Source organism: Pseudomonas sp. TH04 (genome assembly GCF_016651355.1).
Lineage (GTDB): Bacteria > Pseudomonadota > Gammaproteobacteria > Pseudomonadales > Pseudomonadaceae > Aquipseudomonas > Aquipseudomonas fluorescens.
Genome location: NZ_JAEKEA010000001.1, coordinates 5975570 through 5989291 on the forward strand (window position 1 = coordinate 5975570; position 13722 = coordinate 5989291).

Sequence of the window (13722 nt, forward strand, 5' to 3'; positions counted from 1 at the left end):
TTGTGTGCGTGACCGCCCACTTGTCGTGAAATTAGCAAGCAAGCTAATAATTCCATTTGACATTCGCTGCCTAAGCAGTAACATCTTGTCATACATTCACTGCCTAGGCAGTAATAAGGTGACTTTCGATGACCCACTTCACCCCTGACAGCTTTCGCAACTGCCACCTCGGCTTGTTGCTGGGCCGGGCTGCGCTGCTCAAGGACCGCATTATCGACACCCACATGGAACCTCACGGCGTGACGGCCGCGCAGTTCAAGGTGTTGATCATCATTGCCCAGTTTGACGTGGATACGCCGGCGGAGCTGTGCCGCAACTTGTCGCTGGACAGCGGTTCCATGACCCGCATGCTCGATCGCCTGGAGCAAAAGGGCCTGCTGGCGCGCAAACGTTCCGAACAGGACCGGCGCCAAGTGCAATTGGTGCTCACCGAAGACGGCCAGCGCCTGGCCGACATGCTTCCGCACATCGGCGCCCAGTCAATGAATGAACTGGCCGGCGCCCTCGAGCCCGGTGAGTTGCAGACCCTGGAAGCCATCCTCACGAAAATTCTGGTAGCTGCCGGTGACGCCATTGTCATCCAGCGGGTAGGTAATAAATGAACACACGTGCACTTAGCCTGGTGCTGGTGGCGATGAGCATGGCCGGTTGCGCCAACTTCAGCGGCCTCGACACCCAAGGCCAGCGCCTCGATGCCAACACCTTGCAAACCGGCAAATCCCTCAGCGGCGTGACCCTGTCGACTGCCGCATGGCCGCGTGCCGATTGGTGGAAAAGCCTGGGCGACCCACAGCTCGACGGTTTGATCCGTGAAGCCCTGCAAAACAGCCCCGACATGCAAGTCGCCAGCGCCCGTGCCCACCAGGCGCAAGCCGCTGCCTATGCCGCCGACGCCGCACGTATGCCGACCCTGGATGCCAGCGCCGGCGTGAGCCGTTCGCGCCTGGCCAAAGACCAGGACCCGCGCGGCGAGGGCGATGCCTACGCCACCGTGCGTAATATTGGCGCCAGCTTCAATTACAACTTCGACCTCTGGGGTGGCCAGCGCGCCGCCTGGGAAGCCGCCCTGGGCCAGGCGCGTGCCGCCGAAGTCGATCAGCAAGCCGCACGCCTGACCTTGGCCGCCAACGTGGCCAAAGCCTACAGCGACCTGGGCCAGGCCCATATCGTGCGTGACCTGGCCAATGACGACCTCAAGCGTACCCGCCAGATGCTCGACCTGAGCAAGCGCCGTCTCAGCTCCGGCATCGACAGCCAGTACCAGTACCAGCAGACCGAAAGCCTGGAAGCCAGCGCCCAGTCGCAACTGATCGATGCGGAAAAACAACTGCAAAGCGCCAAGATCGCCCTCGCCGTGTTGCTCGGCAAAGGCCCGGACCGTGGCAATGAGCTGGTGCGGCCGAACGTGTTGAAGCCCAGCGTCGTTGCCGTGCCTGCGGTATTGCCGGCCGAATTGGTGGGGCGCCGTCCCGACGTGATCGCCGCGCGTTGGCGGGTGGAGGCGGCCAGCAAAAACGTGGCCGCGAGCAAAACCCGTTTCTATCCCAACCTCAACCTGAGCGCGAGCGCCGGCGCCGAGTCGTTGTTGGGGGATGCGATGTTTGGTTCAGCCAGTCGTTTCTTCAGCATTGCGCCGACGATCTCGTTGCCGATCTTTGACGGTGGCCGCTTGCGTGCCGACCTGGATGCCCGCGACGCCGATTACGACCTGGCGGTGGCTCAGTACAACAAAACCCTGGTGCAAGCCTTGGGCGATATTGGTAACACCCTGATGCAGTTGCGCGAAACCGGGCGGCAGATCCAGGCACAGCAACATGCCGCGGACATTGCCCAGCAGTCTTACGACACCGGCGTTCAGCGTTACAGCTCAGGCATCGGTAATTACCTGGATGTGCTCAGCATCGAGCAGCAATTGCTGCAGGCCCAGCGTCAGCTGGCGACCCTGAATGCTGCGCAAATCGATCTTTCGATTCAATTGATGCAGGCCCTGGGTGGCGGATACAACGCCGACAACGTGGCCGCGACCACCCCAGCCACACGCACGGAATAATTTGAGGTATTTGTCATGGCCACTGCCGACAGCAACAACGTCACTGAAAAACCGGATAACAACCCACGCAAACGCAAAGTCATGCTGATCGGCCTGGCGCTGATCGTCATCCTCGGCGTGCTGGGCGTGTGGGGCTGGTATGAGTTCTACGGGCGTTTCAACGAAAGCACCGACGACGCCTATGTGAACGGCAACGTGGTGGAAATCACTCCGCTGGTCACCGGCACGGTCGTCAGTATCGGCGCCGACGACGGCGACCTGGTTCACGAGGGCCAGGTGCTGATCAATTTTGACCCGAATGACGCCGCTGTCGGCCTGCAAAGTGCCCAGGCCAACCTGGCGCGCACCGTACGTCAGGTGCGTGGCCTCTACAGCAACGTCGACGGCATGAAAGCCCAAGTGCTGGCCCAGCAGGCCAACGTGCAAAAGGCCCAGGACAACTACAACCGTCGTAAGAATCTGGCCGCTGGCGGCGCGATTTCCCAGGAAGAACTGTCCCATGCGCGTGACGACCTGATCTCGGCGCAAAACGCCCTGGCCAACGTTCAGCAACAGTTCAAGACCAGCAGCGCGCTGGTGGATGACACGGTGATTTCGTCCCATCCGGACGTGCAGGCCGCCGCCGCGCAGTTGCGTCAGGCTTACCTGACCAACGCTCGCAGCACCTTGATCGCCCCCGTCACCGGCTACGTTGCCAAGCGCACCGTGCAACTGGGCCAGCGTGTGCAGCCGGGGACTGCGTTGATGGCGGTAATCCCGCTGAACCAACTGTGGATCGACGCCAACTTCAAGGAAACCCAACTGCGCGATATGCGTATTGGTCAGCCGGTGGATATTGAGTCCGACATCTACGGCAGTGACGTGAAGTTCAGCGGCACCGTGGACAGCCTGGGCGCCGGTACCGGCAGCGCGTTTGCCCTGCTGCCGGCGCAAAACGCCACCGGTAACTGGATCAAGATCGTGCAGCGGGTGCCGGTGCGTATCCATATCAACGCCGAAGAGCTGGCCCAACACCCATTGCGGGTGGGCCTGAGCACCGTGGTCAATGTGGACCTGCACGATACGAGCGGCCCGGTACTGGCGCAGCAGGCGCCGCAAAAGGCTTCGTTCACCACCAACGTGTATGACCGCCAACTGGCCGAAGCCGATGCCATGATCACCCAATTGATCCATGACAACAGCCTCGCCGCACCCAAGGCTGTGCAACGCTGATGAGCAATAACGCCTCCTTCACGCCACCCAGCCTGTTGATGGCCACTATTGGCCTGTCGCTGGCGACCTTTATGCAGGTGCTCGACACCACCATCGCCAACGTGGCGCTGCCGACCATCTCCGGCAACCTTGGGGTGAGTTCGGAGCAGGGCACCTGGGTGATCACGTCGTTTGCAGTGAGCAACGCGATTGCCTTGCCGCTCACCGGTTGGCTGAGCCGGCGCTTTGGCGAGGTGAAGCTGTTTTTGTGGGCGACCATCCTCTTTGTGCTGGCGTCGTTCCTGTGTGGTATCTCCACGTCGATGCCCGAGCTGATTGGCTTTCGGGTCTTGCAAGGCCTGGTCGCGGGGCCGTTGTACCCGATGACCCAGACCTTGCTGATTGCGGTCTACCCGCCGGCCAGGCGCGGCATGGCCCTGGCGTTATTGGCGATGGTCACGGTGGTGGCGCCGATTGCCGGGCCGATTCTCGGCGGCTGGATCACTGACAGCTACAGCTGGCCCTGGATCTTCTTTATCAACGTGCCCATCGGCATCTTTGCGGTGATGGTGGTGCGTTCGCAACTGAAGAAACGGCCGGTGGTCACCAGCTACCAGCCGATGGATTACGTCGGCTTGCTGAGTTTGATCGTCGGTGTCGGCGCTTTGCAGATCATCCTCGACAAAGGCAACGACCTGGACTGGTTCGAGTCCAACTTCATCCTCATCGGCGCGGCGATCTCGGCCGTCGCCCTGGCGGTGTTCGTCATCTGGGAACTGACCGACAAGCACCCGGTGGTCAACCTGCGGTTGTTTGCCTACCGCAACTTCCGCATCGGCACGATTGTGCTGGTGCTGGGGTATGCGGGGTTCTTCGGGATCAACCTGATCCTGCCCCAATGGCTGCAAACCCAGATGGGCTACACCGCCACGTGGGCAGGCCTGGCGGTGGCGCCGATCGGGATTCTGCCGGTGCTGATGTCGCCGTTTGTGGGCAAATACGCGCACAAGTTCGACCTGCGCTTGCTGGCCGGCCTGGCATTTCTGGCGATTGGTTTGAGCTGCTTTATGCGAGCGGGCTTCACCAATGAGGTGGACTTCCAGCACATCGCCCTGGTGCAACTGTTCATGGGTATCGGTGTTGCGCTGTTCTTTATGCCGACCTTGAGCATCTTGATGTCCGATTTGCCGCCGGCGCAAATCGCCGATGGCGCGGGCCTTGCGACGTTCCTGCGGACCCTGGGCGGCAGTTTTGCCGCATCGCTGACCACCTGGATCTGGATTCGCCGCGCGGATCAGCACCATGCGTACATGAGCGAGAACATGACCACCTATGACTCGGCGACCCGTGATGCGCTGCAGGCGCTTGGCGGGGCAGGGCATAAGGCGTATGCGCAGTTGGACCAGATCCTCACCAGCCAGGCGTACATGATGTCCACCGTGGATTACTTCACGTTGCTGGGGTGGATGTTCATGGGCTTGATCGTGATTGTATGGCTGGCGAAACCGCCGTTTGCGGCGAAGGCGGGGCCGGAGGCTTCCGGCCACTGATCTGTAAAGGTTGGAATGCAATCAAGTGTGGGAGCGGGCTTGCTCGCGAAGGCGGTGGTTCAGTCAGTATCTGTGTTGACTGGCACACCGCCTTCGCGAGCAAGCCCGCTCCCACATTTGGCTCTCTTTTCACAAGAGATCGGTGGTGTCGGGAGGTCAGGCGCCGGGCAACGCCAACTGCGGATTGACGAAGTCAAACGCCGCCAGCTGAAACCCTTGCTCATCCACCTGCAATGCCCAACCCTGCTTGTCCCAATCCCCCAGCACAATGCGCTTGGCCGCCTGGTCACCAATCTGCAACTTATGAATGGCCGGGCGGTGCGTATGGCCGTGGACCAGGGTGCGCACGCCGAATTGCTGCATCACCTGCGGCACTTCCGCGGGCGTCACATCGACTATGTCGTTGGCTTTCATGCGGACCTGGGCGCTGCTCTCGCTGCGCAGTTTGCGCGCCAGCTTGTGCCGGGTACGCAAGGGCAAGTGACGCAGGATAAACAGCACAATCGGATTGCGCAGGATGCGCCGCAGCTTCATATAGCCGACGTCGCGGGTGCACAGGCTGTCGCCGTGCATCAACAGCACAGGTTCGCCATAGAACTGCACGACACTGGGGTCCTTGAGCAAGGTGGCGCCTGCCGCTGTGCAGAATGCCTTGCCGATCAGGAAGTCCCGGTTGCCATGCATGATAAAAATCGGGGTGCCGCTGTCGCTCAGCTCACGCAGCGCCGCGCAAATCGAACGCTGGAAAGGTGTCATTCCATCGTCGCCAACCCAGGCTTCAAAGAAGTCCCCCAGAATGTACAACGCCTGGGCGCCACGGGCGCGACCGTGGAGCAAATCCAGAAACGCCCGGGTAATGTCCGGGCGCTCCTCTTCCAGATGCAAATCTGAAATCAGCAATATCACCCAACGATCTCGGCTTTCTCGACGATCACGTCTTCTACCGGAACATCCTGGTGACCGGCTTTACCGGTGGTTTGCACGCCTTTGATCTTGTCGACGACGTCCTGGCCTTCGGTCACTTTACCGAATACCGCGTAACCCCAACCCTGCACGTTCTTGCCGCTGTGGTTCAGGAAGGCGTTGTCGGCGACGTTGATGAAGAACTGCGCGGAGGCCGAATGCGGCTCCATGGTACGGGCCATCGCGACGGTGTACTTGTCGTTGGAGAGGCCGTTGTCTGCTTCGTTCTGGATGCTTGGGCGCTTGTCTTTCTTTTCTTTCATGCCTGGCTCGAAACCACCGCCCTGGACCATGAAGTTGCCGATGACACGGTGGAAAACGGTGCCATCGTAGTGGTGAGCATTCACGTATTCGATGAAGTTGGCGACGGTGTTCGGCGCTTTCTCGGCGTTCAGCTCGATGACGATGTCACCGTGGTTGGTGGTCAGTTTGACTTGAGTCATGTTCACTACTCTTTTCAGGGAATTCGTGGGTTTGGACGCCGGGGCGTCTTACCTGTCTGGCTAAACGAGGGCCAAGGCGCGCAGTTTAGCGTGCCCAGCGGGAATTTCGAGGCGGTTTTTTATCGCCCCGGTCATTAAAAGCGGAATTAAACAGCAGTTTTTGGTCCCAGCCTGTCAGTGTCTTGACTGCTTCGGCTATTATGAGCCCTTTGTTTTATCTGGCCCCACCTGGCCACGAACCTGTCTGTTCAAGGATCCTATGAGCAAGCCCACTGTCGACCCTACCTCGAATTCCAAGGCCGGACCTGCCGTCCCGGTCAATTTCCTGCGCCCGATCATCCAGGCGGACCTGGATTCGGGCAAGCATACGCAGATCGTCACCCGCTTCCCGCCAGAGCCCAACGGCTACCTGCACATCGGTCATGCCAAGTCGATTTGTGTGAACTTCGGCCTGGCTCAGGAGTTCGGTGGCGTTACGCACCTGCGTTTCGACGACACCAACCCGGCCAAGGAAGACCAGGAATACATCGACGCCATCGAAAGCGACATCAAGTGGCTGGGCTTCGAATGGTCCGGTGAAGTGCGCTATGCATCCAAGTATTTCGACCAGCTGTTCGACTGGGCCGTCGAGTTGATCAAGGCCGGCAAGGCCTACGTTGACGACCTGACCCCCGAGCAAGCCAAGGAATACCGTGGCAGCCTGACCGAGCCGGGCAAGAACAGCCCGTTCCGCGACCGTTCGGTCGAAGAGAACCTCGACTGGTTCAACCGCATGCGCGCCGGTGAGTTCCCGGACGGCGCCCGCGTGCTGCGCGCCAAGATCGACATGGCCTCGCCGAACATGAACCTGCGCGACCCGATCATGTACCGCATTCGCCATGCCCATCACCACCAGACCGGTGACAAGTGGTGCATCTACCCCAACTACGACTTCACCCACGGTCAGTCGGACGCCATCGAAGGCATCACCCACTCCATCTGCACCCTGGAGTTCGAAAGCCACCGCCCTCTGTACGAATGGTTCCTGGACAGCCTGCCGGTGCCGGCGCACCCGCGTCAGTACGAATTCAGCCGCCTGAACCTGAACTACACCATCACCAGCAAGCGCAAGCTCAAGCAACTGGTCGATGAAAAGCACGTGCATGGCTGGGACGACCCGCGCATGTCGACGCTCTCGGGTTTCCGTCGTCGTGGCTACACCCCGGCGTCGATCCGCAATTTCTGCGACATGGTCGGCACCAACCGTTCTGACGGTGTGGTCGATTACGGCATGCTTGAGTTCAGCATCCGTCAGGATCTGGACGCGAACGCGCCGCGCGCCATGTGCGTGCTGCGTCCGTTGAAAGTCGTGATCACCAACTACCCGGAAGACAAGGTCGACCACCTTGAGCTGCCGCGTCACCCGCAGAAAGAAGAGCTGGGCGTGCGCAAGCTGCCGTTCGCGCGCGAAATCTACATCGACCGTGACGACTTCATGGAAGAGCCGCCGAAGGGTTACAAGCGCCTGGAGCCGAACGGCGAAGTGCGCCTGCGTGGCAGCTACGTGATCCGCGCCGACGAAGCAATCAAGGACGCCGAAGGCAACATCGTCGAACTGCGCTGCTCGTACGATCCGGAAACACTCGGCAAGAACCCTGAAGGCCGTAAGGTCAAGGGCGTGATCCACTGGGTGCCGGCCGCTGCCAGCATCGAGTGCGAAGTGCGTCTGTACGATCGTCTGTTCCGATCGCCGAACCCGGAGAAGGCCGAAGACAGCGCCAGCTTCCTGGACAACATCAACCCTGACTCGCTGCAAGTGCTTACAGGTTGTCGTGCTGAGCCATCGCTTGGCGACGCACAGCCGGAAGACCGTTTCCAGTTCGAGCGCGAAGGTTACTTCTGCGCGGATATCAAGGACTCGAAACCCGGTGCTCCGGTATTCAACCGTACCGTGACCTTGCGTGATTCGTGGGGCCAGTGATCAAGTCTTAAGGGATATGTCGTGCTAACGATCTACAACACACTCAGCAAAACCAAAGAAGTCTTCAAGCCGCTGGATGGCAACAAGGTGCGCATGTACGTGTGCGGCATGACCGTGTACGACTACTGCCACATCGGCCACGGCCGCAGCATGGTTGCCTTCGACCTGGTGACGCGCTGGTTGCGTTTCAGCGGCTATGACTTGACGTACGTGCGCAACATCACCGACATCGACGACAAGATCATCAACCGCGCCAACGAAAACGGCGAGTCGTTCGACGCACTGACCGAACGCATGATCGCCGCCATGCATGAGGACGAGGCCCGCCTCAACATCCTCAAGCCGGACATGGAACCGCGTGCCACGGACCACATCCCTGGCATGCACGCGATGATCCAGACCCTGATCGACAAGGGTTACGCCTACGCCCCGGGCAATGGCGACGTGTACTATCGCGTCGCCAAGTTCATGGGCTACGGCAAGCTGTCGCGCAAGAAAATCGAAGACCTGCGCATCGGCGCACGCATCGAAGTCGACGAAGCCAAGCAAGACCCGCTCGACTTCGTGCTGTGGAAAGGCACCAAGCCCGGCGAGCCAAGCTGGGAGTCGCCATGGGGCGCCGGGCGTCCGGGCTGGCACATCGAATGCTCGGTGATGTCCACGTGCTGCCTGGGCGAGACCTTCGACATTCATGGCGGCGGCAGCGACCTCGAGTTCCCGCACCACGAAAACGAAATCGCCCAAAGCGAAGCGGCTACCGGCAAGACCTACGCCAACGCCTGGATGCACTGCGGCATGATCCGCATCAATGGCGAGAAGATGTCCAAGTCCTTGAACAACTTCTTCACCATTCGCGACGTGCTGGAAAAGTACCACCCAGAAGTTGTGCGTTATTTGCTGGTGTCCAGCCACTACCGCAGCGCCATCAACTATTCGGAAGACAACCTCAAGGACGCCAAAGGCGCTCTGGAGCGTTTCTACCACGCGTTGAAAGGCCTGCCCGCCGTGGCGCCTGCCGGCGGCGACGCCTTCGTGGCACGCTTTACCGAAGTCATGAACGACGACTTCGGTACGCCGGAAGCCTGCGCGGTGCTGTTCGAGATGGTGCGTGAGATCAACCGCCTGCGCGAGACGGATCTCGAAGCGGCGGCAGGTCTGGCGGCGCGCTTGAAAGAGCTGGCCAGCGTGCTGGGTGTGCTGCAGATGGAAGCTGATGACTTCCTGCAAGCCGGCGCCGAAGGGCGCGTGGATGCGGCCGAGGTTGATGCGCTGATTCAAGCGCGCCTGGCTGCGCGTGCCGGCAAAGACTGGGCGGAGTCCGACCGTATCCGTGACCAACTGACCGCGATGGGTGTGGTGTTGGAAGACGGCAAGGGCGGCACGACGTGGCGGTTGGCTGATCAGGCTTGATCGGTAAACCCTGAATAAAAACCCCCCGACTGGTTCGGGGCGTTTTTTTGGCCGGTGTTATTTCAGCGACCTACTCAACCCAAATGTGGGAGCGGGCTTGCTCGCGAATGCGGTGGATCAGTTAAAGATGTATCAACTGACACTCCGTCTTCGCGAGCAAGCCCGCTCCCACATTTTACCGTGCCCGCTCTGCATACCCGCTGTTGTTGGATTTATCCCTGGGTTTGGCTGGAATTGAGGCTTAGTGTTTTTTCCACCATCAACTGGATTCCCTCCAGCATCCGGCAAATTCCAAGCACCACGCTGCGCGGATTGCCGTCTACCTCAAACGCCAAATGCCTTGCCAGCGCCTGAACTGACGCAAGATCCTCCGAAACATTGACCAGCAGCGTCTCCACGTCTAATCCTTCGCGCACGGTAAACACACCATGGCTTTCAGCAGATGGCGCTGGTTGCTCGTTTGGTTCAGGTAGCGGTTAATTGCTCAGTGCGCAGTAGCGTGAAACGCTATTTGGGTGGCAGCTGTACGCAGGTTCGCAGACCGGGACTCTAGGCACCCGGCATACCCGAAGGTATCCCGCGCACAGCCGCCATAACATCAGGCATTAAAAAGCGCCCGCTATCTGAGGTGGACGCTGTGCGTCTAGAGTTTAACCGAGCTGCGAAACCCGGTCGCTGAATTTGCAGCGACCGCCAAAGATTAGGCGGCCATTTTCTGAGCGGCAACCCTAAAGAGCTGTAGGGCGTTTCCTTGCAATGGGCTCCGAAGTGCTGCTGAGTTCATATGCACTACCAGTCGTGTAGTTATGAACAGTCGCGTGGTATTCACCGTTCTTGAAATGCAGGGCAACGCCGTCATCCAGCGCGTAGGCGGGGTGTATGTTTTTAAGTCGAACCAGTTCAACAAACGAAGATTCTCTCCCCGCCTCTGAGCTGAAGTGCGGGCACAGCGCGCCAGGGAGAAAACCCAGTCCGTCGACCAGCGCATATACGCCCCCTGAGTCGGAATGCCCGTGGTCGAACCAGCAGATGGCGCCGGCACTGACGCCGCAAAGCACTTTGCCGTGTTCCTGGGCTTGCTTCAAAAGGGCGGTCACGTCAAATTCACGCCAGATGGCCAGCAAGGCTCGGGTGTTGCCGCCGGCCACATAGATGATGTCAGCCTGTTCAAACAGCGCGGCAACATGACCCGGGGCTGGAAAAGGCGGAATGAAAAACGTCAATGGCACAACGGTGCAGCCGGCGCTTTGGTATTTGAGCGTGAAGTCGGCAATCTTCGTACGGTCATCGCCATTGGCGGTGGAGATATAGAGCACCGTGGGCTGGGTTTTGCCCGAGGAAGCGACGATATATTCGTCGATGCGGGTCATGCGCGTCATGTCTTCGCTGGACTCGCCGCCGATGACAATAATGTTTTTATCCATGGTGAACTCCTGTCTCAGCACAGCGGGCATACCCAGGTCTTAGGACATTTCCCAAAATGCCCGTAGGGTTTGACGCTCATTCCATCCTAGCTTTAGATGGTTGCCACGACCAAACCCAAGACGAAACTGGCGGTGATTCAAATGGATTGTATTTTCTGCAGCATCGTTCAAAAGACTTCCCCGGCGCACATCCTGTGGGAAGACGACCACCATATGGCGTTCCTTTCGATCTTCCCAAACACGCCAGGTTTCAGTGTGGTGATCCCCAAGCAGCACTACGGCAGTTATGCGTTCGCGCAGTCGGATTCGGTGCTGGCTGATCTGGCTGTGGCGGCCAAAAAGACTGCGTTGCAGATTGACCGGGCGTTTCCCGATGTGGCGCGCACGGGGATGATTCTGGAAGGGTATGGCGTGGATCATCTGCATGCGAAGCTGTTTCCCATGCACGGAACGGGGCAGGACAGTGCGTTCAAACCTCGCAGCTCGAAGGTGGATAAGTACTTTGAGACGTATGAGGGGTATATATCGTCTCACGATTCGGTACGGGCTGATGATCAGGGGCTGGCTGAACTCGCTGCGCATATCAGGTCATTTAGCTAACCTTTTGGAGGGCTCATGCAGCAGTCATTGGGCATTCTTTTGCGGGGCGTGGATCTTGCGGTACTCATTGGGGCTAATGCCCAGGCGACGCACGAACGCACGCCTGAAACCATCCACATTGGCGTACCCAACCTGATTGGCCAGACGCTTGAGGGATACATCGGCGCTGTCGAGCAGTTGGCGGGCTCCGTCGATGCGCGCCCGTTCAACGAATTCGGCTGGGGTCTGGCCGGCGTCAGCCTTGAATACCCTGGCGAAATTGCGTTCGCTCATGCCCATGTGTCGGGCCAGTAGTGGCACGCTGAGGTCGGTCGCCAAGTGTTCGATGATGTAATGCTGTATATCGCGAATCGCGCTGCGCTCGGCGCTCTGGGCTGCCAATTGGGCACTGAACTGCGATTGGCCGCCGGGGCGCTTGAGGTACATCACCATTTCCCTGGCCACGCTCAGTGCCAGGTCCCGACCGTGATCCTCTTCCACCAGGGCCAATGCCAGGTCCATCCCCGCCGTGATGCCCGCCGAGGTATACAGGTTGCCATCGCGGATGAAGATGCTATCGGCGTCCACCTGGATGTTCGGGTACTGGCGAGCCAGGGCCGCACTGGAGTTCCAGTGGGTGGTGGCCCTACGGCCTGCCAGCAGCCCGGCTGCAGCCAGTACGAAGGCACCGCTGCACACCGAGCCGACACGACGCGCCTTGCCCGCCTGCCGACGCACCCAGTGCAATACGCGAAGATTATCGGTGATATCGCCGATTGCCGGGCTGCCGGCGATGAGCAGGGTATCGATGTGGGCGTCGAAGGTTTCAATGCAGTCATCCGTTTCCACGCGCAAGCCACTGGTACCCTTGATAGGGCCGGGTCGGACCCCGATCACCGCTATTCGGTAGGTACGAGGTTTACCCAGTTGGCGTGCGGCTTCAGCGAATACATCGGTCGGTCCGACGAGGTCGAGCATTTGGATGCGTGGGGGTGCAAGAAGAGCGATTTTCATCGAGTTGCCCGTCTAGGCTGTGAATTTGGCTGAAAACGTCGTTAGTTGATGATTGTTGTCATATTTCGATTGGCTGAAAATAGCGTCTACGTCATTTTCAGTCAATTGGGTATATCATGAGTCATAGCAATCTGTCGGTGGCCAAGCCTGCCGAGTCGAGCCAAGGTACACATTCGATCAAGAACCTCCCCATCAACTTGTTTGGCAGTGTCATGGGGCTTGCCGGCTTGAGCTTGGCGTGGCGGTTAGCCAGCCCTGGCCTGAGTGAGGCCAGTATCTTCGGCGAAAATCTTGCCGAGTTCATCGGCATGCTTTCGGCTCTGGTGTTTGTCTTATTAGCGGTGGGTTACACGAGCAAATGGATCAAACACCCTGAGGCGGTAAAAGCAGAGTTTTCTCATCCGGTAACCGGCAACTTTTTTGGCACCGTGACTATTGCGTTACTGCTGCTTTCGGCCATAGCGATGTCATACAGCACGCTGTTGGGCCAGGTGTTATGGGCGGTCGGTAGTGGGCTGACTGTGTTGCTGGCGGCGGTCGTGGTTTTTCGTTTGCTCAGCGGCGGCCGGGAGGCCCAGTTGGCCGTGCCTGCCTGGTTGATTCCAGGCGTTGCGGCATTGGATATTGCGGTGACCGGGGCCCATATGCCCATGGTCTGGGCTCACGAACTCAACCTCTTCGCCATCGCAATGGGCAGCACATTGGCAGTGGTGCTGTTCAATCGAATTTTCGCCCGGCTGATTCATGAACCGGCGATGGCCAAGGGCATGACGCCTTCACTTATGGTGATGGTGGCGCCTTTTGCCGTAGGATTTCTGGCTTATGTGAACGTTTTCGGTGCTGTTGACCGTTTTGCCAGCGTTCTTTTTTACTTTGGCCTGTTCCTGTTTGTAGTGTTGGCGTTCAAAGTGTTTCGAAACGCAGCGCCTTTCTCGCCAGTGTGGTGGTCGATCAGTTTTCCCATTGCGGCATTGAGCAATGCCGCGTTGAAGTACGCTGATGCGCAACAGAGCTTGTTTTTAAGCCTGGTAGCTTATGGGTTGTTGGTGTTCCTGACGCTTGCATTGGCTGTTATGCTCGTCAAAACGGTGAAAATGGCACTCGACGGGCGCTTGTTGGCAAGCTGACGGGCGCTCTG

Annotated in this window: 13 protein-coding genes; 8 read left to right on the forward strand and 5 right to left on the reverse strand. The window is 59.2% G+C overall.

Translation table 11 applies throughout. From position 1 onward, the window contains the following. Positions 1-128: 128 nt before the first annotated feature. From JFT85_RS26975 to JFT85_RS26990, 4 genes are read left to right on the forward strand one after another with little or no spacing between them, the layout of a single operon-like run. The gene (locus tag JFT85_RS26975) at positions 129-602 is read left to right on the forward strand and encodes a MarR family winged helix-turn-helix transcriptional regulator (RefSeq protein WP_053256909.1); all 474 of its coding nucleotides are present in this window, start codon (positions 129-131) and stop codon (positions 600-602) included. Beyond that, on the forward strand, positions 599-2050 hold the full coding sequence (locus JFT85_RS26980) for an efflux transporter outer membrane subunit (RefSeq protein WP_201230741.1): 1452 nt from the start codon (positions 599-601) through the stop codon (positions 2048-2050). Before JFT85_RS26975 ends, JFT85_RS26980 begins: the two co-directional genes overlap by 4 nt. A gap of 15 nt (positions 2051-2065) precedes the next feature. Then, the gene (locus JFT85_RS26985) at positions 2066-3262 is read left to right on the forward strand and encodes an efflux RND transporter periplasmic adaptor subunit (RefSeq protein ID WP_053256907.1); all 1197 of its coding nucleotides are present in this window, start codon (positions 2066-2068) and stop codon (positions 3260-3262) included. Then, positions 3262-4791, forward strand: coding sequence for a DHA2 family efflux MFS transporter permease subunit (locus JFT85_RS26990; protein ID WP_053256906.1), 1530 nt, complete (start codon positions 3262-3264; stop codon positions 4789-4791). The genes JFT85_RS26985 and JFT85_RS26990 overlap by 1 nt, the downstream gene beginning before the upstream one ends. A gap of 156 nt (positions 4792-4947) precedes the next feature. Here JFT85_RS26990 and lpxH read toward each other — a convergent pair whose 3' ends face one another. Beyond that, complete coding sequence (gene lpxH, locus JFT85_RS26995; RefSeq protein ID WP_053256905.1) at positions 4948-5697, reverse strand: UDP-2,3-diacylglucosamine diphosphatase; 750 nt, start codon at positions 5695-5697, stop codon at positions 4948-4950. Beyond that, on the reverse strand, positions 5694-6197 hold the full coding sequence (locus JFT85_RS27000) for a peptidylprolyl isomerase (RefSeq protein WP_069551725.1): 504 nt from the start codon (positions 6195-6197) through the stop codon (positions 5694-5696). Before JFT85_RS27000 ends, lpxH begins: the two co-directional genes overlap by 4 nt. Positions 6198-6456: 259 nt before the next feature. On the opposite strand from JFT85_RS27000, the gene JFT85_RS27005 reads away from it, so the two are divergent. Continuing rightward, positions 6457-8157, forward strand: a complete 1701-nt coding sequence (locus JFT85_RS27005) for a glutamine--tRNA ligase/YqeY domain fusion protein (RefSeq protein WP_053256903.1) — start codon at positions 6457-6459, stop codon at positions 8155-8157. Between the two features lie 21 nt (positions 8158-8178). Continuing rightward, on the forward strand, positions 8179-9567 hold the full coding sequence (gene cysS, locus JFT85_RS27010; RefSeq protein ID WP_201230742.1) for a cysteine--tRNA ligase: 1389 nt from the start codon (positions 8179-8181) through the stop codon (positions 9565-9567). Between the two features lie 212 nt (positions 9568-9779). Here the strand turns inward: cysS and JFT85_RS27015 are convergent, their stop codons facing one another. Together JFT85_RS27015 and JFT85_RS27020 are read right to left on the reverse strand one after the other, a co-directional pair. Continuing rightward, positions 9780-9965: a DUF6124 family protein gene (locus JFT85_RS27015; protein WP_338124677.1), complete on the reverse strand. Its 186-nt coding sequence runs from the start codon at positions 9963-9965 to the stop codon at positions 9780-9782. Between the two features lie 330 nt (positions 9966-10295). Further along, positions 10296-10991: a Type 1 glutamine amidotransferase-like domain-containing protein gene (locus tag JFT85_RS27020; protein ID WP_053256900.1), complete on the reverse strand. Its 696-nt coding sequence runs from the start codon at positions 10989-10991 to the stop codon at positions 10296-10298. 141 nt (positions 10992-11132) lie between these two features. Here JFT85_RS27020 and JFT85_RS27025 point away from each other — a divergent pair, with 141 nt between their 5' ends. Continuing rightward, a complete protein-coding gene (locus JFT85_RS27025) occupies positions 11133-11591 on the forward strand; it encodes an HIT family protein (RefSeq protein WP_046072497.1) in 459 nt (152 codons plus the stop codon). Positions 11592-11615: 24 nt separating this feature from the next. Here the strand turns inward: JFT85_RS27025 and JFT85_RS27030 are convergent, their stop codons facing one another. Beyond that, on the reverse strand, positions 11616-12584 hold the full coding sequence (locus JFT85_RS27030; RefSeq protein WP_053256899.1) for a GlxA family transcriptional regulator: 969 nt from the start codon (positions 12582-12584) through the stop codon (positions 11616-11618). 116 nt (positions 12585-12700) lie between these two features. Here JFT85_RS27030 and JFT85_RS27035 point away from each other — a divergent pair, with 116 nt between their 5' ends. Then, the gene (locus JFT85_RS27035; RefSeq protein WP_073637807.1) at positions 12701-13711 is read left to right on the forward strand and encodes an SLAC1 anion channel family protein; all 1011 of its coding nucleotides are present in this window, start codon (positions 12701-12703) and stop codon (positions 13709-13711) included. Positions 13712-13722: the final 11 nt, after the last annotated feature.

Excerpts from the sequence above, each read along its gene's own strand:
- JFT85_RS26975 (WP_053256909.1), top strand. The coding sequence starts at position 129 with ATGACCCACTTCACCCCTGACAGCTTTCGCAACTGCCACCTCGGCTTG.
- JFT85_RS26980 (WP_201230741.1), top strand. The coding sequence starts at position 599 with ATGAACACACGTGCACTTAGCCTGGTGCTGGTGGCGATGAGCATGGCC.
- JFT85_RS26985 (WP_053256907.1), top strand. The coding sequence starts at position 2,066 with ATGGCCACTGCCGACAGCAACAACGTCACTGAAAAACCGGATAACAAC.
- JFT85_RS26990 (WP_053256906.1), top strand. The coding sequence starts at position 3,262 with ATGAGCAATAACGCCTCCTTCACGCCACCCAGCCTGTTGATGGCCACT.
- JFT85_RS27000 (WP_069551725.1), bottom strand. The coding sequence starts at position 6,197 with ATGACTCAAGTCAAACTGACCACCAACCACGGTGACATCGTCATCGAG.
- JFT85_RS27005 (WP_053256903.1), top strand. The coding sequence starts at position 6,457 with ATGAGCAAGCCCACTGTCGACCCTACCTCGAATTCCAAGGCCGGACCT.
- JFT85_RS27020 (WP_053256900.1), bottom strand. The coding sequence starts at position 10,991 with ATGGATAAAAACATTATTGTCATCGGCGGCGAGTCCAGCGAAGACATG.
- JFT85_RS27025 (WP_046072497.1), top strand. The coding sequence starts at position 11,133 with ATGGATTGTATTTTCTGCAGCATCGTTCAAAAGACTTCCCCGGCGCAC.
- JFT85_RS27030 (WP_053256899.1), bottom strand. The coding sequence starts at position 12,584 with ATGAAAATCGCTCTTCTTGCACCCCCACGCATCCAAATGCTCGACCTC.
- JFT85_RS27035 (WP_073637807.1), top strand. The coding sequence starts at position 12,701 with ATGAGTCATAGCAATCTGTCGGTGGCCAAGCCTGCCGAGTCGAGCCAA.